We start from the raw sequence: 19,869 nt of genomic DNA on the forward strand, positions 1-19,869 counted from the left end.
CAAAACCCGCGCCCCTTTCGCCTGCAATCATGGCAGCGTCACGTCATTGCGCAAGCGGTGAATTAGGGAGATCTAAAGCGCGTCGCTTGCGACGCACTTTAGGCTTTTGTTTTATGCATGTCGTTTTCTCAAAACCGGGGCCACTTTTGAGCGACATGCATCAGGATTCGAGCACGTCCTTGACGACGGTGGCCAGTTGTTTGAGCGAGAATGGCTTCGGCAGGAAGCCGAATTGCGCGTCGGGCGGCAGGTTCCGGGCGAAGGCATCTTCGGCATAGCCGGACACGAAGACAAACTTGATGTCGGGCTGGCGCTTGCGCAATTCGCCAAGCAGCGTCGGTCCGTCCATCTCCGGCATCACCACGTCGGACACAACGATATCGACCTTGCCGCCGAGCGCTTCGAAGACTTCCAGCGCCTCGACGCCCGAGGACGCCTCGTGCACGGTGTAGCCGCGCGAGGTCAGCGCCCGCGAGCCGCCCATGCGCACGGCGTCCTCATCCTCGACCAGCAACACGGTGGCCGAGCCCGACAGGTCCTTGCCGGGATCGGCGGCTTTCACCGGGGCTGCCGGCGCTTCGCCGACTTCACCCGGCTTCTTCGCCTCGGCTATATGGCGCGGCAGGAAGATACGGAAGGTCGAGCCCTTGCCGACTTCGGAATCGCAGAAGATGAAGCCGCCGGTCTGCTTGATGATGCCGTAGACCATCGACAGGCCGAGTCCCGTGCCCTTGCCGACTTCCTTGGTGGTGAAGAAGGGCTCGAAGATCTTCTTCAGCACGTCCGGCGCAATGCCTGAACCGGTATCCTCGACCTCGACCACGACATAGTCGGCCGGGGTGAGTTCGCGGTAGGCAAAGCTCTTGCACTCTTCGGCCGTGACATTTCGGGTGCGCACGGTGAGATCGCCGCCGGCCGGCATGGCGTCGCGCGCATTGACCGCGAGATTGACCACCACCTGCTCGAACTGGCCGATGTCGACCTTGACCGGCCACAGGTCGCGGCCATGGTCGACCTTCAGCTTGATGTCGTTACCGACCAGGCGGGCAAGCAGCATCCTGAGGTCGGCAAGCACGTCGGTCAGGTTCAGCACTTCCGGCCGCAGCGTCTGCTTGCGAGAGAAGGCGAGCAGCTGCCGCACCAGCGAGGCCGCCCGGTTGGCGTTCTGCTTGATGTTCATGATGTCGGGAAAGGACGGGTCCGACGGGCGATGATTGGTCAACAAAAGGTCCGACGCCATGATGATGGCGGTCAGCACATTGTTGAAGTCGTGGGCAATGCCGCCGGCGAGCTGGCCGACTGCCTGCATTTTCTGGCTTTGCGCCATCTGGCCCTCGAGCGCCTTCTGCTCGGTGGTGTCGACGGCATAGACGATGGCCGATTCCTCTGCACCCTCGCCGCCGGTGCCGTCGGCGACCGCGTTGACGTAGAAGCGGATGTGGCGCTCCTCATTGCCGGGCAGCAGCGTGTCGATCGGCTCGATGTCGGCCTGCCTCAGCCGCGCCTTTTCGAAGGCGGCGGCAAAGGCCGGGCGATCGCGCTCGTGGATGACGGTATCCAGCCGCACGCGGCGGTCGACGGCATCGCGATCGACGACGGAGGAAAACAGCGACAGGAACGGCGCGTTGGTGCGCAGGATGCGGCCGCTGGCGTCGACGCCGGCAATCGCCATCGGCGTCGAGTTGAAGAAGCGGGTGAAGCGCACTTCCGACGCGCGCAGGTCGGCGGACGCGTCCTCCCCTTGCGTGCGGTTGAGCACGATGGTGCGCGTCGGGCCGTTGGTCCCCTCGCGGCTGGCCGAAACGCGGTGCATGAAGCGCACCGGCAGCGCTTCGCCTGTTGTCGTCGTCAGATCGAGGTCGATGACGGCGTTGCGGGTGGTGCCGGGATCGGCCTTGACCGAGCGCACCAGCGCCATGCCGTCGCCGGCGACGATTTCCGGCAGCGTGACCGCGCCGGGCGTGAAGCTCGCGAGGTCAATGCCCAGCCATTCGGCGAGCGTGGCGTTGATGTAGGTGACGCGGCCCTCCTGGTCGGCCGAGAAGAAGCCGGCCGGCGCGTGGTCGAGATGGTCGATGGCCTTCTGCAGGTCAAGGAAGAAACGCTCCTGCTCTGCCCGTTCCTGCGAGATATCGGCGAGCTGCCAGGCGAGCATGGGCAGCCGCTGGCCGGGAACGCTGAAAGTGCGGGCCCGCGCCCGGTACCAGCGCGCGCCGGGTTCGGCGCCGGGCCGGATCGACTGCGCCAGCCGGAATTCGCCGTCGCCGGCCTGGCCGTCGCGCAGGCCCGAGGCCAGCCGGTATACGGTCACCGAGGCTTCGGGAACATCGGAAAGCAGGCCTTCGACCGTCTTCAGATCAGCTGCCGACGCGGCACCGGTCATCTCGGCATAGGCGCGATTGGCGTAGACGACGCGGCCCTTGGTGTCGGTGACGATCAGGCCCTGCGACATCGAATCGACGAAGGCCTTCGACAGTTCATCCCCGGTCGAACGCGGCGCGATCTGCACGAAGCCGATGGCCGTGGCGAACAGGAAGCCGACGCCGATCATGGCAAGCACGCCCAGCATGCCGAGCAGGAAGGGATCGCCAAGACGCTCGCGGAAAATGCCGAAAACGATCGCGGCCCCGGTCAAGACGATGATGAAGACGATGAGCCGGGTAACCGCGCCTGGCCGCGTGTTCTGGTCGACGATCGGAACCGGATAGAAATCGCCGCGCGTTTCCCTGGCCATATGCCCCCTGCTCGTGAGTTTGTCCGACACCGCCCCCGGCCGGTTGAATCACATTCTCCTAATCCGGAAAAGGCCTTGGCGGCAAATGTCTGATAAAAATGACGCGCCGGTGTTTCAAGCTGTTCATGAAGCGTGAAGGTAACTTGCGGTGCCCGGTCGCAACGGTCTAGTGTCGCCTCCACTTCAAAAACCGATTTGGGGGCACCGATGCAGTGGCTGGATAGCGTGGCGGGTCCTGGATATGCCGCAGCGCTGCTGTGGACGTTTGCCGCCCTTGTCCTGCTGGTCATCGTGCTTGTCATCATCAGGCTGGTCCGCAACCTGACTTTCGGCACCTTCGTTGCCGGCGGCAGGAACCGCAAGACGCGGCTGGCGGTCATGGACGCCACCGCGGTCGACAGCCACCGCCGGCTGGTGCTCATCCGTCGTGACGATATCGAACATCTGATCTTGATCGGCGGCCCGACCGACGTCGTCGTCGAGCGCGATATCAGGCTGGCGGCGCCACGCCGTCCGGCTTTGACCGGCGATGGCGGCGGCGGTGGCCAGCAGCAACAGGCGCCGCGTCCGCGCGCGGCACAACCCGCCCCCGCCGCACCTGCAAGGCAGGCGCCACCGCCGCAACCGGTAAAAGCGGCCCCTGCCGCCGTTCCGCCACGCCAGGCAGCACCGGCGCCAAAACCAACCCAAATCTACCAGGCGAGCAACGTGACGCCGCTGCCGGCCTATGGCTCGGCCGCCAACACCGCCCGGCAGGCCCCGCCGCCACCGAAGCGCGAGTCCATCGACGACACGCTGATGCGGGAACTCGAGGTCTCGCTTGATGATTCGCACGCCAGCAAGCCGGCGGCGAAAGCGCCGGCTTCGCTGGATGACGAGATGACCAAGCTGCTCGGCGAGCTCGCCAGCCAGAAGCGATAAATCCTACCGGAACCCCGGCCGGTCCTGACCGGAGTGTGGATCTATACCATTCTTGCGCATGATCTCTTTCGAACCGAGACTTAGTGCGGCAAAAACCCGGAAGCTCCGCGCAAAAACAGAAATGGCCGGGAAACCCGGCCATTTCTAATGAACAGTTCTGCCTGATGGCTGCGGCTCAATCGTCGCGATAGACTTTCTCGCGGCGCTCGTGGCGCTCCTGCGCTTCGATCGACAGGGTCGCGATCGGGCGCGCGTCGAGACGCTTCAGCGCGATCGGTTCGCCGGTTTCCTCGCAATAGCCGTAAGTGCCTTCATCGATGCGCTGCAGCGCCGAATCGATCTTTGAAATGAGCTTGCGCTGGCGGTCGCGGGCGCGAAGCTCGATGGCGCGGTCGGTTTCAGAAGAAGCCCGATCGGCGAGATCGGGGTGGTTGGCATTTTCCTGCTGCAGGATTTCGAGAGTTTCGCGCGCTTCGCGCAGTATGTCGTTCTTCCAGGTGACGAGCTTCAGGCGGAAGTATGATTTCTGCCGTTCGTTCATGAACGGCTCGTCTTCGGAGGGTACGTAATCGGCGGTAGAGATATCGTTCATTCGACTCACCCAACAACCCCAAATTTCGCGCCTATATATTCGCGCAGAGGGGGCTGCACAAGCGTAATCAGCGCGCGTTTCACGCAATTGTTAATGCCGTATGCAGCGAGCCCCGGCAAAGCCTTCCACAGCAAGGGCGCGGGCGAATTCGCACATGATTCGTTGCGCTTGGGTGTCGCGGCCCATTGTGCGGTGGGCCGTTCTCGTGGCTAATCCGATTGTGTCATTGATGGGCAGCACACCATGGGGGTCCGGTGAGCACACTGTATCTGTTGCGGCATGCCAAGGCTGGATGGGCGCTGCCCGGCGTGCGCGACTTCGACCGCCCGCTCGACGCATCGGGCATTGCCGATGCCGAAATGATGGGGACGGCGATGCGTGCCCGCAACTACATTCCCGATATCACGCTCTGCTCCAACGCCAAGCGGGCGCGCCAGACGCTGGAGGGCATAGCCGGCCACACCGACACCGGCCGGGTGCTGTTCTTCGACACGCTCTACAGCGAAGATGCTGCCGGCTATCTCGCCATCATCCGCGGCAATGGCGGCCTAGGCTCGCTGCTGGTCATCGGCCACAATCCAATGACGGAAGACCTTGCCATGGCGGTCTCGGGCGACGGCGACGAAGCGGCGCGGGCCATCATGAACCATGGTTTCCCGACCTCGGGCCTGGCGGTCGTGCGCTTCAACGGCACCCTCACCGAGGCCGCACAAGGTGCCGGCTATCTCGAAGCCTTCCTGACGCCCGCCGATCTCTGAGCGTTCCGGACGCCATTTCAAACTGCGGATGCAAAGCCTATATCGGGGCGGACCGAGGCCCGAGAGAACAGATTTTGGCATCATCGCTGACGACATTCACAGACGAAGCGAGAATTGCCCTGGATACACTGTCGGGGCGGGCAAGCGGGCTGTTTTCGCCATCGCTGCGGCTCGGCGTCACCGGCCTTTCCCGTGCCGGCAAGACGGTGTTCATCTCGGCTCTTGTCCACAATCTGATCCATGGTGGACGCCTGCCGCTGTTCGAGGCGCAGAAGTCCGGACGCATCGCGCGCGCCTTTCTCGAGGAGCAGCCCGACGACGCGGTGCCGCGCTTCCAGTACGAGGACCATATCGCCGCCCTCGTCAACGGCCGCGTCTGGCCGGACTCGACGCGCGCCATTTCCGAACTCAGGCTCACCATCGAATATGAATCGGCCTCCGGCTGGAACCGCATGTTTTCCAGCGGGCGGTTGTCGGTCGACATTGTCGACTACCCCGGCGAATGGCTGCTCGACTTGCCGCTGCTCGGCAAGTCCTTCGCCGATTTCTCGCGCGAAGCCTTCGAAATGGCGATGCTGCCGGTGCGTCACGACCTCTCGCAGGACTGGCGGGCGCTGTCGGCGACGATCGATCCCAATGCCGACGCTGACGAAATGACGGCGCGCCGGCTGGCCGAAAGCTTTGCCGCCTATCTCAAGGCCTGCAAGCTCGACGAACGGGCGCTCTCGACCTTGCCGCCCGGCCGTTTCCTCATGCCTGGCGACCTCGAGGGTTCGCCGGCGCTGACCTTCGCGCCCTTGCTGCTCAAGGGCGAACGACGCCCGCGCTCCGGCTCGCTGCAGGCGATGATGGAGCGCCGCTACGAGGCCTACAAGACGCATGTGGTGAAGCCGTTCTTTCGCGAACACATCACCCGCCTCGACCGCCAGATCGTGCTGATCGACGCCATGCAGGCGCTGAACGCCGGCCCCGGCGCAATGGCCGACTTAGAGCGCGCGGTGACCGAGATCCTCTCCTGTTTCCGCCCTGGACGGGGCAATTTCCTCACCGACCTGTTTTCGCGCCGCATCGACCGCATTCTGGTCGCTGCGACCAAGGCCGACCATCTGCACCACGAAAGCCATGACCGGCTGCAGGCGATCGTGCGGCGGCTTGCCGACCGGGCCGTGGCGCGAGCGAATTTTACCGGTGCCGATGTCGACGTGGTCGCCATGGCGGCAGTGCGCGCGACACGCGAAGGCACGGTCAAACAGGGCCGCGAGACGCTGCCGGTGATCATCGGTACGCCGCTGAAGGGCGAGAGGATCAATGGCGAAACCTTCGACGGCAAAACCGAAACCGCCATATTTCCCGGTGACTTGCCGGAGAAAATTGAAGCGGTTTTCGATGTTTCGGAAGCCGACCACCGGCAGAGCAGCGACGACCCGGCGATCCGTTTCGTGCGCTTTCGGCCGCCAAAGCTCGAACGCACTGCCGAAGGCGTCATGCTGTCGTTGCCGCACATCAGGCTCGACCGCGCCTTGCAGTTCCTGATCGGAGACCATCTGGCATGACCGCGCCCCGCAAGCCGGCAGCTTTCCGTATCGAGCCGGAGGCCGAACCGAAGCAGGCCCATAGCCGTGCTGAGCCGCTGCCGACGCGCAAGCCCCGCCCCGTTGTCGTGCCGGCCGAAATCGACATCTTCGACGAACCCGATATCGTCGCCGCCGAGCCGCCGCCGGCGACCGCGCCGCGCAAGCGTTCGCTGTTTGCCAGCCTGTTTTTCGGCGCGGTCGGCGTGCTGGTTTCGCTGGCCGTCGGCCTGTGGACCGACCAGCTCATTCGCGATCTGTTCGAGCGCGCAGCGTGGCTGGGCTGGCTGGCGGCTGCCATGGCCGCAATCGCCGTGCTGGCGCTCGTGGTGGTGCTGGTGCGCGAATTCCTGGCCATCGCCCGGCTGGCCGAGGTCGAAAAACTGCAAAAACGGGCGCTCGATGCCGTGGCGCGCGACGATCCGAAGGCCGCAAGGGCCGTCGTCGACGAACTCTCGGCCTTTGTGTCGGCGAAACCAGAAACGGCGGCCGGCAGGCGCTCGCTGGCCGAACTGCGCGGCGAGATCATCGATGGCGGCAACCTGGTGCGGCTGGCCGAAACCGAGATTCTTGGGGGCCTCGACGCCAGGGCCAAGGTGATGATCCTGGAAGCAGCCAAGCGTGTGTCGCTGGTCACCGCCGTCAGCCCGCGCGCGCTTGTCGACGTCGCCTATGTCGTCTTCGAGGCCGGGCGCCTCATTCGCCGCCTGTCCGAGCTTTACGGCGGCCGGCCCGGCACGCTGGGCTTCTTCCGGCTGGCGCGCAGCGTTCTCGCCCATCTGGCAGTGACCGGCTCGATCGCCGTCGGCGACAGCTTTGTCCAGCAGATCGTTGGCCATGGCCTTGCCGCGCGGCTTTCGGCGAAACTCGGCGAAGGTGTCGTCAACGGCATGATGACGGCGCGCATCGGCATCGCTGCGATGGAGACGGCGCGGCCCCTGCCCTTCATTGCCGTCCGGCGGCCGGGCATGGGCGATTTCCTGTCGGCGCTGACCTCGTTCGCGACCAAAAAAGAGAGTGAAACACCCGCCGCCGACAAGTGAACGGCCTCTCGTGGTCACCAAGCATTAACCAATCTTGTTCATGGTCGTCCAACAACAGCCTCCTTGTTGCCGGGTGTCGTCTATGAAAAGCGTAATCTTGTCCTGCGTCCTGCCCTTGGTCGCGCTTGCTGCACCTCTGGGCCTGGCCGGGAAAGCCTCTGCAGCCGAACCGGACAAGCAATTCTTCCGCACCGTCGAAGGCAAATGGGTCGGCCCGGGCGAGATCGTCGCCGGCAAGTACAAGGGCACGAAATTCACCTGCAGCTTCGATGGTTCGACGCCTGACGACAAGACGGGCATGTCGCTCGACGGCGACTGCCGGGTCGGTGTCTTCACCCAGAAAATGTCAGCGACCGTCGAGCGCAAGGGACGCGACTACAAGGGCAACTTCATGGGCGGCGCCGCGGGTTCGGGCCTCGACATTATCGGCGGCAATGTCGTCGACCCTCGCAAGGTGGTCTTCACCATCAACCGCAACCAGCTGCGCGGCGTCATGCAGGCCCGCATTCCCGACGACAATTCGATGACGGTGACCATCGCCGTGCGCGTCGACCAGCAACTGGTGCCGGTGATCGGCATGAGCCTCAAGCGCGTCGATGCCGTCGAAGTCGGTGCCATCGCGAAGAACTGAGTTCCCGGCAGCGGCCAGCAAAAAAGGCGGTGGCTCCCCGAGCCACCGCCTTCTTCAATCCCCGAACGAAAATCAGCCCTTGATGGCGGCCGTCAGTTCGTCATAGGCCTTGCAGGCCTCGTCCAGCGTCGTGGCGCCCTGATATTTGGTGGTCACCGCTTGCACCTTGGCCGTCAGGTCAGCCGCCTTGGACGGATCCTTGGTGATCGCCTCCTGCAGCGCGGCGGTCATCTCCTGGGCCTTCTTGGCCGCAATCTCCTGCGTGCATTCTGGCGCCTTGGAACAGGCCGATGCGGCAAGCATGGCGACACCCACGCCAACGAGCAAAAACTTCTTCATGTCAGTCATCTCCTCACAAAGGCAGAACTTGATCGTCGCTGCCTTCAAACGGCCGAAGCCGAAGCGTCCCTTAGCCGCCGATTGCGGCAAAACGCAACGCGCGCACCGCATAAACTTGTGTAACGCGGCTGCAACATCGCGGCGGCCCGGAGTCAGGCCGCCGCATCAGTTGGAGCAGGGTTCAGCTGCGAGGCTGTAGCAGCGCCAGCAAAGCTGTCGATGCGGCAAGGATGGCGGTAAGCGTCAAGGGCGCCGTCGCGCCGTAGTTGTCCACGACATAGCCGCCGACAACCGCGCCAATGGTGATGGCGACCTGGAAAGAGACGACCATCAGGCTGCCCGCCGCTTCCAGCGCGTCAGGTGCCGCTCGGGACAGATTGGTCGGCAGCACCACCGGTCCCATGCCGAAGGCCAGGCCCCAAAGGGTGACGAAGCCGAAGGCAGCCCCGATGTGCACACCCCAAAGCACCAATGCCAGCGCCGCAAACGCCATCAACGCAGCGGTGATCACGAGCGCCGTGCGGATATTGGCATCGGCCAAGCGGCCGCCGGCAATGTTGCCGACCACTGCGGCGATGCCAAATCCGAGCAGGGCGAGCGCAATCGGCCCGGTTGCAAGCAGCGTCACGTGTTCGAGGAAGGGGCGCACATAGACTGAGCCGGCGAAATGCCCGGTCATCAGCAAGACGATGGCCAGCATGCCGAGTTGAATGCCGCGCCGCCGTGTCAGCCGAAATACGTCGGCAAGGCTGTTGCTTGCGCTTGCAGGCAAGGTCGGCAGGCTGAGAAACTGCAGCAGCATGGCAACCAGGGCCAGCCCCGCTGTCATGGCCATGGCGCTGCGCCATCCGAGCCAGTCGCTGATCAATGCCCCCATCGACGGCGCGGCTATGGTGGCGAGCGAGACGCCGAGGGTGACGATGGCCATGCCGCGACCTGTGGCATTGGCGCCAACCAGCCTCGCCACGACAGCAACCGAAAGCGCCCAGAAAGCGCTGAGCGCGATGCCCAGCCCGGCCCGGCCCAGCAACAGCAGCCAGAAATTGGGCGCCAGCGCTGCCAGAATATTGGAAGCGACCGCCAGGGCCATGAGGCCAACCAGCACCGTCTTGCGGTTCAATCGGCCGATGAGAACATTGCTCAACATGGCCGTCACGGCGCCGACGGAAGCGGTGGCGGTGACGACCTGTCCGGCCGTGCCTTCGCTGATACCGAGATCGCGCGCCATCGGCGTCAACAGGCCTGCCGGCAGGAATTCGGCGGACACCAGAGCAAAGCTGGTGGCCGCCAATGAGATGACCGCGAACCAGGTGGCTGCGCTCCATGCCGCTGGTGCATCGGCGTCAAGGCCAATCGCGGCGTCTTCAAGCTGTAATGTTGTGTCAGTCACGGAAGGATCTCCAAAGTTTGGAGATCTTAAATAGGCGAGTCCGCCCGGATGATATGTACCCTAAAATCCGAAATTCATATCTATTCGTCCGGGAATTGTGCGACGCACAACACCTGGCGAAACATTGGTGATGCGCTTGAACGCGCGAGCGAAGGATGCCTCTGAATCGTAGCCCAAACGGGTAGCGACTTCGGCAACCGACAAGCCGTTTTGGCCCAGCAACTCACGGGCAAGTTGCATCCGCAGACGGGCGAGATAGTGTGCGGCACCCTCGCCCAGGACAGCGCTGAAGCGCTCGGCGAAAATCGAGCGCGATTGGCCTGCCACGCCGGCCAGGCTTCCCAGCGTCCAGTTGTGGCCGGGGTTTCGGTGCATGGCTGCCAGAGCACGGCCGATATGCGGATCGCGGATGGCTGCGAGCCAACCGGTGGTCGAAGCGCCATTGCAATTGACCCAGCAGCGGATGAGCCGGGCTGTCAGCAAATCCGCCATACGCGACAAAATGGTGGCGCTGCCCATCTGCGGCTGCGCGGCCTCGACCGTCATCGCCGCCAGCAAAGGGCCGACGACAGGGTCATTGCCGGCCACGTCGCAACCCTTGATGAGAGGCGGCATCAACGTGATCAACGGGTTAAGCGCACAGGAGCCCAAGGCCATCGAGCCGCAGAAAAGGGTGCTCGTCGCGCCCGTTCCCTGCCGTACCACTTCGCAGACGTTGCCGCCGAACTTGATCACCTGGCAGCCCTCGAGCGAGTCGACCTCAACGTCCGGTGCGCTCGCCAGCCGATGGGCGATGCCTTGCGGCAGCAGCACCAGATCGCCATCGCGCAACTCCTGCCAGCCTTGCGCTTCCGTGTGAATCCAGCACGGACCCTGGCCGACAAAGTGAAACCGAAGCAGCTGTTGTTGCGGAAATTCTATGCTCCATGGATGCCGGAGCTCACAGCGGCCATAGTTGACGCCACTCAAGCGAAAGTCTTGCAGAACTTCGCTAAGCGCATCCATCGGAATATGGGACGGTGAAGACGGCCGGGACGAATGGTCAGACATTTTGCAGATATAGATGCCGAACGTCCGGCAGGCAAGCGGCGACCATTGTTCCACCGAGAGAATTGCTTCAACGGCAACCTACCCGTCCTGGCAGGCTTCCCGCCCTTGCCTCTAGCTCCCACTGCATGCAAGGAGTGCTGTCAGACACGGGGACAAGAGGCATGGCAGCGGAAGCATCGGGCAGCGATCTCATTCAGGTGGTGGCGCTGCTTGCCGCGGGCGTCGTCGCCGTTCCGATCTTCAAACGCATGGGCCTGGGCTCGATCCTCGGCTATCTCGCCGCCGGCGTGGTTATCGGCCCGTTCGGCATCCGCATCTTTTCCGAATCGGAAGCCATCCTGCATGTCGCCGAACTCGGCGTCGTCATGTTCCTGTTCATCATCGGGCTGGAGATGCAGCCGTCGCGGCTGTGGGGCCTGCGGCGCGAAATTTTCGGACTCGGCGCCCTGCAGGTCGGCGTCTGCGCGGTGCTTCTGACTCTCGTCGGATTGGCGGGCGGCTTTCCGATCGCGCAGTCCTTCGTCGCCGGCGCCGGCTTCGTGCTGACCTCGACGGCGATCGTTATGCAATTGCTGGAAGAGCGCGGCGAGATGGCTAGCCCCAAAGGCCAGCGCATCGTTTCGATCCTGCTGCTCGAGGATCTGGCAATCGTGCCGCTTTTGGCGCTCGTCGCCTTCCTGGCGCCTGGCGGTGCCGAGATGACCCTGCAGCAAAGGCTGACCGAGGTCGGCATCGGCCTTGGCGCCATCGTCGGGCTGGTGGTGGCCGGCCGCTATCTGCTCAATCCGTTCTTCCGAATCCTGGCCGACGCCAAGGCGCGCGAAGTGATGACGGCGGCAGCACTTCTGGTCGTGCTGGGGTCGGCGCTGGTCATGCAGCTTTCCGGCCTGTCGATGGCGATGGGCGCCTTCCTTGCCGGCGTGCTTCTGTCGGAATCGACCTTCCGCCACCAGCTGGAGGCTGACATCGAACCGTTCCGCGGCATCCTGCTCGGCCTGTTCTTCCTCGCTGTCGGCATGTCGCTCGACCTGCATGTGGTGATCGACAACTGGCGGCTCGTCGCCATCTATGTCGTCGCCTACATGGTGATGAAGGCACTCGGCATCTATCTCGTCGCCCGCGTGCTGAAGAGCGGCCATCGCGAAGCGCTGGAGCGCGCCGTGTTCATGGCGCAGGGCGGCGAATTCGCCTTCGTGCTTTATTCCGCGGCCGCGGCCGTCGGTATCATCGACAGCCGGGCCAACGCCACGCTGACCGCGATCATCATCATCTCCATGGTGCTGACTCCGCTAGCCATCATTGCGCTCAAATATCTGACGCCGCGCGACGAGCAGTCGCTTGAAGGCGTCGATATCGCCGAGGGGCTGACCGGCAGTGTTCTGGTCATCGGCTTCGGCCGCTTCGGCCAGATCGCCAGCCAGCCGCTTTTGTTGCGCGGCATCGACGTGTCGATCATCGACAATGATGTCGAAATGATCCAGGCGGCCGCCGATTTCGGCTTCAAGGTTTATTATGGCGACGGCACCCGGCTCGACATTTTGCGCGCCGCCGGCGCCGGGAGGGCACGCGCCGTGCTGATCTGCGTCGACAAGGCGGATGCTGCCGTTCGCATTGCCGAGCTGATCAAGGCGGAGTTTCCGCTGCTGACCGTCCTGGCGCGCGCCTACGACCGCGGCACCGCGCTGTCGCTCATCCGCGTCGGAGTGGATTTCCAGCTGCGCGAAACCTTCGAATCGGCCCTCGTCTTCGGCGGCTCGGCGCTTGAAGCACTTGGCGTCGAACCGGAAGAAGTCGCCGACGTCATCGAGGATGTTCGGCGCCGCGACAACGACCGCTTCGAGACGCAGCTGGCGGAAGGCATACGGGCTGGCCGGCGCTTCCTCAGAGGCAATATCGGCACGCCGATACCGACGCCGCTCGCTCCGCCACGCCGACCCGGCCAGGCGCTGAATGAAGAAACCGCCGGTGTGTTGAACAAATCCGAACCCGCCCAGCCAGAGGAAGGCAGATGACCGCATTGGATGAGCGAGCGCTCGCCGTCACAAAATTCTGGCGCGAGGCCGGCGAAGACGCCTGGTTCGAAAAGAACGACGCTTTCGACGCGGATTTTCGCAGCCGGTTCCTTGACCTGCATTATGCGGCCGCGCGGCGCGAATGCGACGCCTGGTCGGAGCATGCCGAGGGCTCGCTGGCGCTGATGATCCTGCTCGACCAGTTTCCGCGCAACTGCTTTCGCGGCTGCGGCCACATGTACGCCACCGATCCGCTGGCAAGACATTTTGCCGCCAAGGCGATCGCCGCCGGCCATGACTTGGCGCTGGAAGAAGACCTGCGCGTCTTCCTCTACCTGCCCTACGAACATTCGGAACTGCCCACCGATCAGGACAGATCGGTCGAACTCACCACCGCCAGGGCGCCGGAGTATATAAAATACGCGATCGAACACCGCGATATCATCAAGCGTTTCGGCCGCTTCCCGCACAGGAACAAGATGCTTGGCCGCGAGACGACGGCGGACGAACAGGCATTTCTCGATGGCGGCGGATTCTCCGGCTAACCCAGCCACCACTCCCGACCAGACGGCAGCCGCTCGATTCCTGACGTGTCGACGGCGCCGAGCCGCTCAGCCACGCTGCGGCCGCCAACCACCAGTTCCGGCGCGATCTCGGCCAGGGGCGCCAGCACAAAGGCGCGCTCCAGCATTCTGGGGTGTGGCACTTCCAGCCCGGTTTCGTGGATGATGCGGTCGCCGAACACCAATATGTCGATGTCGATCAGGCGCGGCCCCCAGCGTTCCTCGCGCACCCGCTTCAGCTTGCGCTCGGCCTCGAGGCAGAGATCGAGCAGTGTCCTTGGCGCCAGCGCGGTCGAGATTTCGGCAGCGGCATTCAGGAAATCCGGCTGGTCGAGCTTGCCCCAGGGCGGCGTGCGGTAGAGCGAGGAGACGGCGATGACGCGCGTGTCATCATCGGCGTCGAGCAGGCGCAGCGCCGTGGCCATCGAGGCTGCTGGATCGCCGAGATTGCCGCCAAGGCTGAGATAGACCGTGTTATTCGGGCCAGACAACGGTCACCTCGACATAATCGAGCACGCCGGGCACCGGCGCGTTCGGTTTGCGCACGGTGATCTCGGCCTTCCTGATCTGCGGAAACCGCGCCGTCAGCGCCTTCGCCACTTCGAGCGCCAGCGCCTCGATCAGGAAACGGCGGTGTCCGGTGACGATCTTTTCAATCACCGTGAAGGCGATGCCGTAATTGACGGTATCCTCGATGGAATCATCCTCCAGCGGGCGGCTGGGCTCGACCGTCAACTCGGCATCGACATAGAAACGCTGGCCAAGCGCCTCCTCCTCGTCCAGCACGCCGTGCCGGGCAAAGAAGGCGCAGTTCTTCATGCGGATGACGTACATTTCTTGGCTTCCTGGGCTCAGTGTCCCGGCTTTTCACGCGCCAGCATAGCATCCGCGACGGCCAGCGCGTCCACGTTGATTGCGACATCGTGGACGCGAAACAGATCGGCGCCCTTCAGCCTGAGGACAACGCTGGTGGCCGCCGTCCCGGCGCCGCGCGCGGCGGCTTCGCGGCCGGTGACGGTGCCGATGAAGCGCTTTCTGGAGGTGCCGGCCATCAGGGGAAAGCCAAGCGCCGTCAGTTCGGAGAACCGCGCCATCAGGTCGAGATTTTCCTCCGCCGTCTCCTTGGCGAAGCCGAAGCCGGCATCGAGCACGATATGGTCAGCCTGGACGCCATTGCGCTTGGCGATTTCCAGCGATGCGTTGAGGAAGGAAAACTGGTCGTCGATGACGTCGGGCAGCTTTTGCCGCTCGCGCCCGGTATGCATGATAACCAGCCCGGCGCCGGTGTCGGCGGCGACGCGGGCAATGCCGGGTTCACGCTGCAGGCCCCAGACATCGTTGACGATATGCGCGCCGGCGGCGACAGCCAGGCGCGCGGTTTGCTCGCGGTAGGTGTCGACCGAAATCAGGGCATCACTGGCGCCGGCGAGTGCGGCGATCACCGGCAGAATGCGGGCCTGCTCTTCCCCAGGGGTAACGGGAGAGGCGCCGGGGCGCGTCGATTCCCCGCCGATGTCGATGACGGCAGCGCCCTCTTCCACCATGCGGCGCGCTTGCGCGACCGCCTGATCCGGCGTGATGAACAGTCCGCCATCCGAAAAACTGTCCGGCGTGACGTTGAGAATGCCGACCACTATGGCCTTCTCGCCAAGGTCGAGATGGCGTCCATGCGCCAGTTGCCATCGCCTTGTCGTCATTGTCCTTCAACCATGTGGCTCATCGGGCGCTTGCAATCCATCAACGATGCGTGATCGGTGGAAGATCAATTCCGTTGCGCCGGCAACGGCCGTAAAGCAAGGTGAGTGAAGAGGCAACATGATGAAGCGACCCCTGCTCTGCGCCCTTATGCTGGCATTGACCGCCCTGCCGGCGAATGCTGCCAATCTGGTGAAGACCTACAGCTATTTTGCCATCGGCGGCAGCACGCTCGATGACATCGAGACGCAATTGTCGAAGCATGGACCCGAGGTGAAAAGCACCGGGATGCGGCATCCCGGCGCCACCCAGATGGCGTTCACCACCCGCATCAGCTACGCGCAAACCCAGAATTCCTGCCGGATCGCCAAGGCCACCGTCACCGTCAAGGTCAAGGTCATACTTCCGGAGTGGCGCAGGCCGCGCAAGGCCGACGCCGATGTCAGGCTGTTCTGGGACACGCTGTCGGCCGACATCAAGCGCCACGAGGAGCGTCATGTCGAGATCGCCAAGAACCACGGCCGTCTCCTCGAGGACGCGCTGAACGCCAGCTACCCGCAAAAGACCTGCGCGGAGGCCAAGGCCAAGGCGGCGCAGATCACCGCAATCGAACTCGCCAGGCACGACCAGGACCAGCTGCGCTTCGACCGTGTCGAGGGCGTCAATTTCGAAAGCCGCATCCTGCGGCTGCTGCGCTACCGCGTGCAGCGCGTCGAGAACGGCCAACTTCCGCCCGGCTGAAACACAGGACTGATATCAAGCCAATCGCGCCGAAACATGAGGCCAGCCCCAGAAAACTTTCGGGCAAAGGTCGAAATCGGCCTATACCGACCGACATATGTCAGGCTCGCAAGGCGCGAGCTTCGGAACACGAGATCAAGACCAATCGAGGCGGCGTATAGCGGAGCGGCCATTTGGCGCCGCGCAATCGCTCGCCAAGCATTGTGGATGAACTGACATGGACCAGGCTGTCGACAAGCCGGTGATGGCGACGCCCGCCGTCCCGCTGACGGAGAGCGAAAAGAACGTCATCATCGCCGGCATCCTGTTGTCGATGCTCCTGGCGGCGCTCGACCAGACCATCGTCGCGCCGGCCATGCCGACCATCGGCCGTTCGCTCGGCCATGCCGACTATCTGCCGTGGATCGTGACCGGCTATCTCTTGACGGCGACCGCCATGGCGCCGCTCTACGGCAAGATCTCCGACGTCTATGGCCGCCGGCCGACCGTCTATGCGGCGATCCTGATCTTCCTCGCCGGTTCGCTGGTAAGCGCCATGGCCCCCAACATGTTCGTGCTGGTCATCGGCCGGGCGATCCAGGGTGCGGGCGGCGGTGGCCTGTTCGCCCTAGCGCAGATCGTCATCGGCGACCTCGTGCCGCCGCGCGAACGGGCGCGCTATGCCGCTTGGATTTCCGGCACCTGGGCTGTCGCCAGCATCGCCGGACCGTTGCTCGGCGGCGGTTTTGCCGAACATCTGCACTGGTCGCTGATCTTCTGGATCAACATCCCGCTTGGCCTGGTGGCCCTGGCGATCATCAACAAGCCGCTGCGCAAGCTGCCGGTTGCTGCAAAGCGGCATCGCATCGACGCCCTGGGCGCACTGCTTCTGGTGGTGGCGACGGCACTGCTGCTTTTGGCCCTCAACTGGGGCGGCAGCGCCTATCCCTGGGCCTCGCGCGAAATCCTCGGCCTGCTTGCCTGTTCGGCGGTCTTCTGGGGCGCGTTTGCACTGCGGCTGATGCGTGCGGTCGAGCCGCTGATTTCGCTTGAAGTGCTGAGCAATCCGATCGTGCTTGCCGGCACGGCGTCGATGTTCCTGCTGCAGGCCGCCAATATCGGCCTGTCCGTGTACCTGCCGGTCTATCTGCAGTCGATCATCGGCCTCTCGGTCAGCCAGTCAGGCCTTGCCATGCTCGGCCTGCTGCTCGGCACGGTGGCCGGCGCGACATTCAGCGGCCGCACGATACCGCGCTTCTTCCACTATAAGCGCATCGCCATGGTCGGCGTTCTCTTCGCCATTGTCTGCCTTGGCGTGCTCAGCCTGGTCGCCGGCCGCGCCTCGCTGCTGGTGGTCGAACTCTTGACCATCTGCATCGGGCTTGGAAGCGGCACCACTTTCCCGGTCGCCACCGTGTCGGTGCAGAACGCCGTCGACCGCGCACATCTCGGCGTCGCCACCGGCGTGCTGACCTTCCTGCGTTCGCTGGGCAGCGCGCTCGGCGTCGCCGTGCTCGGCGCGGTCGCGCTCGGCTATGGCCTGCCGCTTGCCGGCGAAGGCGTGCCGGCTGCCGGACAGATCGTGTCGGCGACGCCCTTCATGATGATCTTCCTTGCCGCGGCCCTCACGCTCGTGCTGGCGCTGATCACGCTGGCGCTGATGCCGGAGAAGTCGTTGCGCGGCCGCGACGAGGCCGAGGCGCCAGTCGTCCTGGTGGAGTGATCCGGCAAAAGCCCTGAACGCCTATTCCACGACGCCGAGCTTTTTCTGCAGGCTGGTTGAGGAGGTCGTATACTGGAAGACGATGCGCTCGCCGGGGCTGACGATGCGCTTGGCGGCCTGCGCCATCAGCGCTACCTCGTGAAAACCCGACAGGATCAGCTTCAGCTTGCCGGGGTACCAGTTGATATCGCCGATGGCGAAGATGCCCGGCACCGAGGTCTGGAATTTCTCGGTATCGACCGGAATGAGGTTCTCGTGAAGGTTGAGCCCCCATTCGGCGATCGGGCCGAGCTTCATGGTCAGGCCGAAGAACGGCAGCAGGCGGGTGCACGGCACCTCGATGTCGCCGTCAGGCCCGCCCTTGATGGTCGCTGACGCCAGCTGGCCGTCGGCGCCGGTCAGGCCGCTGACCTGGCCGACGCGGAACGCCAACTGCTTCATCTCCTGCATGGCGTACATCTTGTTGACGCTGTCGGGCGCCGCCCTGAATTCCGGGCGGCGGTGGACCAGCGTCACGCTTTTTGCCACCGGCTGCAGGTTCAGCGTCCAGTCGAGTGCGGAATCGCCGCCGCCGACGATGACGAGATCGTGGCCACGGAAATCCTCCATGCGGCGCACCGAATAAAAGACGCTCTTGCCCTCATAGGCCTCGATGCCGGGAATGGGCGGCCGCTTGGGCTGGAACGAGCCGCCACCGGCGGCGATCACCACCACCTTGGCCTCGAACACCTCATTCTCGTCGGTGGTGACCCGAAAGGAGCCATCCTCCAGCTTCTCCAGGCTGGAGACCATGCGGTTATAGGTGAAGTCAGGCTTGAACGGATGGATCTGCTCGATCAGCTTGTCGACCAGCCCTTGCGCCGAGATCAAGGGCCAGCCCGGAATGTCGTAGATCGGCTTTTCCGGATAGAGTTCGGCGCACTGGCCACCGGGACGGTCGAGGATGTCGATCAGATGGCACTTCATGTCGAGGAGGCCGAGTTCGAACACGGCGAACAGGCCGACCGGCCCTGCCCCGACAATGAGTGCGTCCGTCTTGATTACATCGGTCATGCCAGGCGAGCCTCATTGCCAAAACTGGGCCAAACTGCATGAGCATTGGCCCGCTGCCAAGCGGCAGCGCCAAAAATCGGCTGGAACGGGAGTTCAGCCCTGGCGGGCGGGCACGCGCACGACGAGGCCGTCAAGGGCGTCGCGCACCTTGATCTGGCAGGACAGGCGCGAGTTCGGCTGGACGTCATAGGCGAAGTCCAGCATGTCCTCTTCCATCGCCTCCGGCTCGCCGACCTCGGCCGTCCAGGCTTCGTCGACATAGACATGGCAGGTCGCGCAGGCGCAGGCGCCGCCGCATTCGGCCTCGATGCCCGGCACCGCGTTGCGGATCGCATTCTCCATGACGGTCGAGCCGTTTTCGGCCTCGACATCGAAAGGAGTGCCGTCATGGGCGATGAAGGTCAGCTTGGTCATTTGTCACCTGAAGGGAGTCTCAGCCGAGATAATCACTCCGCCAGACAAGTCAACTGCGGCGCGAAAGCGCCGCTTTGTGACGTTTTTTCGGAAAGCTGGCTAAAGCGCGCCCTGGCCCGGCCGATTCATGCCGGTGGCCGCCGACAAGCGGCAGCCATTACCGGCTGATGGCGGCGATGAAATCGCGCACTTCCTCGATCAGGACGCCGAGGCGCTTGAGGCTGCGTGCGTCTTCCGGCTGCCGTTCTATCGATGAGGCACAGTCGGCGATGGCAAAGGCACCGACGCCGCGCGCCGAACCTTTCAGCCCATGCGCCAGGAGCAGCCTCTCCCTGACATCGGCATCGATGATCTTGTCGCGAACAGAAAGCGCCTGCTGTACGAACAGTGCCAACACCTCCTGTTCGAGGGCGCGATCGCCCATTGTCTGGCGGGCCAGATGGGCCAGATCCACCGGCCGCGAACGGGCTGGACCCGACGCATCGCCGCCCGGCATTGAGAAGGCAATGCCGCTTTCACCGCGTACCAATTTTGAAACTCCTTTGTCCCGCTCGCCAAAAAAACTTAGGCGATTTCCGTCGCCAACGCGTTAATGAATGGGCCGGAAAATTGTTGCCGTGGAGGCGGCGAAATCACGTTCACGTTAACCTTATATTTAAA

Annotated in this window: 20 protein-coding genes; 9 read left to right on the forward strand and 11 right to left on the reverse strand. The window is 64.0% G+C overall.

What is annotated here, in order from left to right; all coding sequences use genetic code 11:
• Nucleotides 1–160: 160 nt before the first annotated feature.
• Nucleotides 161–2,734: a cell cycle histidine kinase CckA gene (gene cckA / locus AC04SH_RS01800; RefSeq protein ID WP_488573714.1), complete on the reverse strand. Its 2,574-nt coding sequence runs from the start codon at nt 2,732–2,734 to the stop codon at nt 161–163.
• Between the two features lie 207 nt (nt 2,735–2,941).
• Between cckA and AC04SH_RS01805 the strand changes: the two genes are divergently transcribed.
• Nucleotides 2,942–3,655 (forward strand): hypothetical protein, encoded by a 714-nt coding sequence (locus tag AC04SH_RS01805; protein ID WP_488573715.1) that lies wholly within the window; start codon nt 2,942–2,944, stop codon nt 3,653–3,655.
• Nucleotides 3,656–3,830: 175 nt separating this feature from the next.
• On the opposite strand, the gene dksA is transcribed toward AC04SH_RS01805, so the two are convergent.
• The gene (gene dksA, locus AC04SH_RS01810) at nt 3,831–4,247 is read right to left on the reverse strand and encodes an RNA polymerase-binding protein DksA (RefSeq protein ID WP_112395407.1); all 417 of its coding nucleotides are present in this window, start codon (nt 4,245–4,247) and stop codon (nt 3,831–3,833) included.
• Between the two features lie 254 nt (nt 4,248–4,501).
• Between dksA and AC04SH_RS01815 the strand changes: the two genes are divergently transcribed.
• The 4 genes from AC04SH_RS01815 to AC04SH_RS01830 all read left to right on the forward strand — a co-directional run bounded on the left by AC04SH_RS01815 (nt 4,502) and on the right by AC04SH_RS01830 (nt 8,250).
• Nucleotides 4,502–5,005, forward strand: a complete 504-nt coding sequence (locus AC04SH_RS01815; RefSeq protein ID WP_488573716.1) for a SixA phosphatase family protein — start codon at nt 4,502–4,504, stop codon at nt 5,003–5,005.
• 74 nt (nt 5,006–5,079) lie between these two features.
• Complete coding sequence (locus AC04SH_RS01820) at nt 5,080–6,558, forward strand: YcjX family GTP-binding protein (RefSeq protein WP_488573717.1); 1,479 nt, start codon at nt 5,080–5,082, stop codon at nt 6,556–6,558.
• Nucleotides 6,555–7,619 carry a YcjF family protein gene (locus tag AC04SH_RS01825; protein WP_488573718.1) on the forward strand — a complete coding sequence of 355 codons (1,065 nt, stop codon included), beginning with the start codon at nt 6,555–6,557 and terminating at the stop codon, nt 7,617–7,619. Before AC04SH_RS01820 ends, AC04SH_RS01825 begins: the two co-directional genes overlap by 4 nt.
• Before the next feature lie 82 nt (nt 7,620–7,701).
• The gene (locus AC04SH_RS01830; RefSeq protein ID WP_488573719.1) at nt 7,702–8,250 is read left to right on the forward strand and encodes a hypothetical protein; all 549 of its coding nucleotides are present in this window, start codon (nt 7,702–7,704) and stop codon (nt 8,248–8,250) included.
• 72 nt (nt 8,251–8,322) lie between these two features.
• Here AC04SH_RS01830 and AC04SH_RS01835 read toward each other — a convergent pair whose 3' ends face one another.
• From AC04SH_RS01835 to AC04SH_RS01845, 3 genes are all read right to left on the reverse strand, one after another.
• A complete protein-coding gene (locus AC04SH_RS01835; RefSeq protein ID WP_112561811.1) occupies nt 8,323–8,589 on the reverse strand; it encodes a hypothetical protein in 267 nt (88 codons plus the stop codon).
• Between the two features lie 181 nt (nt 8,590–8,770).
• The gene (locus AC04SH_RS01840; protein ID WP_488573720.1) at nt 8,771–9,979 is read right to left on the reverse strand and encodes an MFS transporter; all 1,209 of its coding nucleotides are present in this window, start codon (nt 9,977–9,979) and stop codon (nt 8,771–8,773) included.
• A 60-nt stretch (nt 9,980–10,039) separates the two neighbouring features.
• Nucleotides 10,040–11,029 (reverse strand): cupin domain-containing protein, encoded by a 990-nt coding sequence (locus tag AC04SH_RS01845; protein WP_488573893.1) that lies wholly within the window; start codon nt 11,027–11,029, stop codon nt 10,040–10,042.
• A gap of 161 nt (nt 11,030–11,190) precedes the next feature.
• Between AC04SH_RS01845 and AC04SH_RS01850 the strand changes: the two genes are divergently transcribed.
• On the forward strand, nt 11,191–13,041 hold the full coding sequence (locus AC04SH_RS01850; protein ID WP_488573721.1) for a monovalent cation:proton antiporter-2 (CPA2) family protein: 1,851 nt from the start codon (nt 11,191–11,193) through the stop codon (nt 13,039–13,041).
• Nucleotides 13,038–13,586, forward strand: coding sequence for a DUF924 family protein (locus AC04SH_RS01855; protein WP_488573722.1), 549 nt, complete (start codon nt 13,038–13,040; stop codon nt 13,584–13,586). The genes AC04SH_RS01850 and AC04SH_RS01855 overlap by 4 nt, the downstream gene beginning before the upstream one ends.
• Here AC04SH_RS01855 and folK read toward each other — a convergent pair.
• From folK to folP, 3 genes are read right to left on the reverse strand one after another with little or no spacing between them, the layout of a single operon-like run.
• Nucleotides 13,583–14,095 (reverse strand): 2-amino-4-hydroxy-6-hydroxymethyldihydropteridine diphosphokinase, encoded by a 513-nt coding sequence (folK, locus tag AC04SH_RS01860; RefSeq protein ID WP_488573723.1) that lies wholly within the window; start codon nt 14,093–14,095, stop codon nt 13,583–13,585. The genes AC04SH_RS01855 and folK overlap by 4 nt on opposite strands.
• A complete protein-coding gene (gene folB, locus AC04SH_RS01865; protein ID WP_112395424.1) occupies nt 14,079–14,438 on the reverse strand; it encodes a dihydroneopterin aldolase in 360 nt (119 codons plus the stop codon). The genes folK and folB overlap by 17 nt, the downstream gene beginning before the upstream one ends.
• A 17-nt stretch (nt 14,439–14,455) precedes the next feature.
• Nucleotides 14,456–15,301: a dihydropteroate synthase gene (gene folP / locus AC04SH_RS01870; RefSeq protein WP_488573724.1), complete on the reverse strand. Its 846-nt coding sequence runs from the start codon at nt 15,299–15,301 to the stop codon at nt 14,456–14,458.
• A gap of 118 nt (nt 15,302–15,419) precedes the next feature.
• On the opposite strand from folP, the gene AC04SH_RS01875 reads away from it, so the two are divergent.
• Nucleotides 15,420–16,040 (forward strand): DUF922 domain-containing Zn-dependent protease, encoded by a 621-nt coding sequence (locus AC04SH_RS01875; protein WP_488573725.1) that lies wholly within the window; start codon nt 15,420–15,422, stop codon nt 16,038–16,040.
• 217 nt (nt 16,041–16,257) lie between these two features.
• Nucleotides 16,258–17,742 carry an MDR family MFS transporter gene (locus tag AC04SH_RS01880; protein WP_488573726.1) on the forward strand — a complete coding sequence of 495 codons (1,485 nt, stop codon included), beginning with the start codon at nt 16,258–16,260 and terminating at the stop codon, nt 17,740–17,742.
• Between the two features lie 21 nt (nt 17,743–17,763).
• Here AC04SH_RS01880 and AC04SH_RS01885 read toward each other — a convergent pair whose 3' ends face one another.
• The 3 genes from AC04SH_RS01885 to AC04SH_RS01895 all read right to left on the reverse strand — a co-directional run bounded on the left by AC04SH_RS01885 (nt 17,764) and on the right by AC04SH_RS01895 (nt 19,705).
• A complete protein-coding gene (locus tag AC04SH_RS01885) occupies nt 17,764–18,795 on the reverse strand; it encodes an NAD(P)/FAD-dependent oxidoreductase (RefSeq protein WP_488573727.1) in 1,032 nt (343 codons plus the stop codon).
• Between the two features lie 93 nt (nt 18,796–18,888).
• Nucleotides 18,889–19,209, reverse strand: coding sequence for a 2Fe-2S iron-sulfur cluster-binding protein (locus tag AC04SH_RS01890; protein ID WP_023707481.1), 321 nt, complete (start codon nt 19,207–19,209; stop codon nt 18,889–18,891).
• 157 nt (nt 19,210–19,366) lie between these two features.
• A complete protein-coding gene (locus AC04SH_RS01895) occupies nt 19,367–19,705 on the reverse strand; it encodes an Hpt domain-containing protein (RefSeq protein WP_488573894.1) in 339 nt (112 codons plus the stop codon).
• Nucleotides 19,706–19,869: the final 164 nt, after the last annotated feature.

This window comes from Mesorhizobium sp. CNPSo 4688 (assembly GCF_057784295.1).

Bases quoted from the DNA above. Each gene is read 5' to 3' on its own strand.
- AC04SH_RS01895 (WP_488573894.1), bottom strand. From the start codon at position 19,705: ATGCCGGGCGGCGATGCGTCGGGTCCAGCCCGTTCGCGGCCGGTGGAT.
- AC04SH_RS01875 (WP_488573725.1), top strand. From the start codon at position 15,420: ATGATGAAGCGACCCCTGCTCTGCGCCCTTATGCTGGCATTGACCGCC.
- AC04SH_RS01855 (WP_488573722.1), top strand. From the start codon at position 13,038: ATGACCGCATTGGATGAGCGAGCGCTCGCCGTCACAAAATTCTGGCGC.
- folB (WP_112395424.1), bottom strand. From the start codon at position 14,438: ATGTACGTCATCCGCATGAAGAACTGCGCCTTCTTTGCCCGGCACGGC.
- folP (WP_488573724.1), bottom strand. From the start codon at position 15,301: ATGACGACAAGGCGATGGCAACTGGCGCATGGACGCCATCTCGACCTT.
- AC04SH_RS01830 (WP_488573719.1), top strand. From the start codon at position 7,702: ATGAAAAGCGTAATCTTGTCCTGCGTCCTGCCCTTGGTCGCGCTTGCT.
- AC04SH_RS01805 (WP_488573715.1), top strand. From the start codon at position 2,942: ATGCAGTGGCTGGATAGCGTGGCGGGTCCTGGATATGCCGCAGCGCTG.
- AC04SH_RS01825 (WP_488573718.1), top strand. From the start codon at position 6,555: ATGACCGCGCCCCGCAAGCCGGCAGCTTTCCGTATCGAGCCGGAGGCC.
- AC04SH_RS01845 (WP_488573893.1), bottom strand. From the start codon at position 11,029: ATGTCTGACCATTCGTCCCGGCCGTCTTCACCGTCCCATATTCCGATG.
- AC04SH_RS01880 (WP_488573726.1), top strand. From the start codon at position 16,258: ATGGACCAGGCTGTCGACAAGCCGGTGATGGCGACGCCCGCCGTCCCG.
- AC04SH_RS01835 (WP_112561811.1), bottom strand. From the start codon at position 8,589: ATGAAGAAGTTTTTGCTCGTTGGCGTGGGTGTCGCCATGCTTGCCGCA.
- AC04SH_RS01850 (WP_488573721.1), top strand. From the start codon at position 11,191: ATGGCAGCGGAAGCATCGGGCAGCGATCTCATTCAGGTGGTGGCGCTG.
- dksA (WP_112395407.1), bottom strand. From the start codon at position 4,247: ATGAACGATATCTCTACCGCCGATTACGTACCCTCCGAAGACGAGCCG.
- AC04SH_RS01885 (WP_488573727.1), bottom strand. From the start codon at position 18,795: ATGACCGATGTAATCAAGACGGACGCACTCATTGTCGGGGCAGGGCCG.
- AC04SH_RS01890 (WP_023707481.1), bottom strand. From the start codon at position 19,209: ATGACCAAGCTGACCTTCATCGCCCATGACGGCACTCCTTTCGATGTC.
- cckA (WP_488573714.1), bottom strand. From the start codon at position 2,734: ATGGCCAGGGAAACGCGCGGCGATTTCTATCCGGTTCCGATCGTCGAC.